Source organism: Bradyrhizobium cenepequi, from assembly GCF_020329485.1.
Lineage (GTDB): Bacteria > Pseudomonadota > Alphaproteobacteria > Rhizobiales > Xanthobacteraceae > Bradyrhizobium > Bradyrhizobium cenepequi.
Map to the genome: position 1 here is coordinate 1 of NZ_JAGKJI010000127.1, position 2200 is coordinate 2200.

The following is a 2200-nucleotide window of genomic DNA, read 5'->3' on the forward strand; positions in this document are numbered from 1 at the left end:
TGACCAGCATCGATGGTACGAAGTGTGCCGTGGTGATGCGGTGGCTGATGATCAAGTCCACCAATGCATCGGGATCTTTGTGCGCATCCGGAGGCGCCAGCACCAGGGTCGCGCCTTCAAGCAAGGTCCAGAAGAACTCCCAGGCCGAGACATCGAAGCCAAATGGCGTCTTCTGCAACACGACATCCGTTGCCTTGAGAGCGTAGGCGTTTTGCATCCAGATCAGGCGGTTGATAATGGCCCGATGCTCATTCTGCGCCCCTTTTGGCGTGCCTGTTGATCCCGAGGTGTAGATCACGTAGGCGAGATGGCGTGAGCTGAGGCCAAGCCCACGCGGGTCCGGATCCGACGCCGGCAGGTTTGCCCACGCCGGCGTCGCCGTCTCCAGATCCACCACCGTCACGTCCACCAGCGCCTCGGCGCCCAGCGCGGCGCACCCCGCAGCATCGGCCAGCAGCAGTCGTGGCGCCGCATCGTTGAGAACCTGGCGCAGCCGCTGAGACGGGTAGGCCGGATCCAGCGGCAGATAGGCGCCGCCCGCCTTCAGGATCGCCAAGAGCCCCACCACCATCGCCACGCTGCGCGCAAGGCAGATCGCCACCGGCTGATCCGGCGTCACCCCGCGCGCGATCAGGTGATGCGCCAGGCGGTTGGCCCGCGCATTGAGCTCGCCATAGCTGAGGCGTTCGTCCGCATCGACCACCGCCACCGCGTCCGGCGCCTGGCGCACCTGCGCCTCGAACAACGCGTGGATGCACACCTCCGACGGATACGCCGCCGCCGTCCGGTTCAGCTCCTCCAGGAGATACCTGCGCTCATGGCACGACAGCAGCTCAATGCGCCCAACCGGCTGCTGCGCATCGGCCACCATCGCCCGCAGCAGCGCTAGCAAATAGCCACGCTGGCGCTCAATGGTCGCTTCGTCGAACAGCGCCGTCGCATAGCCCAGCGTTCCGGCGATCACCTCGCCATGCTCGCGAAGGCTCAGCTCCAGATCGAACTTGACCTGATCGTACCCATCCGCCGCCGCCTCCACCATCAGCCCGGGAAGATCGAGGGATCCACCGGCGTTGTTCTGCCAAGCCAACATCACCTGGAACAACGGCGTGTGATCCAGCGACCGTGGCGGCTGCACGATCTCCACCACCCGCTCAAACGGCAGGTCCTGATGCTCCTGCGCTCCCAAGGCCGTGCGCCGCGTCCGCTCCAACAGCTCTGCCACGCTCGGCGCGCCCGACAGGTCGAGCCGAAGCGCCAGGGTGTTGACGAAGAAGCCGATCAACCCTTCGATCTCGCGCCGGCCGCGATTGGCGCTCGGCACGCCGATCACAAGGTCGTCCTGCCCCGCCAGACGCGACAGCACCGCAGCCCAGGCCGCCAGCACCGTCATGAACAACGTCGTGCCATGCCGCCGGCTCAGCCGCTTCAACTCTCGCGTCAGATCCGCATCGATGACGACAGGCACCGTGCCCCCGGCAAACGACTGCTGTTCCGGCCGCGGCCGGTCCGTCGGCAAGGCAAGACGGGCCGGCGCACCAGCCAGCGTGTTGCGCCAATACTGCGCCTGGCTCTGCAGCCGTTCCCCCGACAGCCACTGCCGTTGCCAGGCGGCATAGTCCGGATACTGGATTGCAAGCGGCGGCAGCGGATCGTCTTCTCCGGCCAGGAACGCCCGGTACAGCTGACTGAGTTCACGCACCAACACGCCCAGCGACCAGCCGTCCGAGACAATATGATGCTGGGTGAGCAGGAAGACGTGCTCCTCATCGGAGGTGCGGATCAGACGCCCGCGGATCAGCGGGCCATTCGCCAGATCGAACGGCGCGCGCGCCTCGTCCTGGCACAGATCCGCGAGCGCAGCGTCCGCATCTCTCCGGCCCCGCAGATCGTGCTCCACGACTTGCAGCCCCGCATCCTTCGGCAGAATCTCAACCGAAGGTTCACCTTCCGAGGCGACAAAGACACTGCGCAGCGCCTCATGCCGCGCCAGCACACGGTCCAGGCTGCGCTGCCAGGCGCTGCGGTCGAGCACGCCGCGCAGCCGCACCGCCAGCGGGATGTGATAGTGCGTGCTGCCCTGATCCAGCTGCGCCAAAAACCACAGCCGCTGCTGCGCAAACGACAGCACAAGTGGCGCATCGCGCGACACCTCGGCAATCGCCGGCAGCTCTTGCAGACCGGACCGGCTCAACTCCGCGAC

At 66.5% G+C, this 2200-nt stretch carries 1 protein-coding gene; it reads right to left on the reverse strand.

All coding sequences use genetic code 11. The features are described from left to right. On the reverse strand, positions 1 to 2200 hold a 2200-nt coding region (locus J6497_RS40410; RefSeq protein WP_225709711.1), incomplete at both ends, for a condensation domain-containing protein.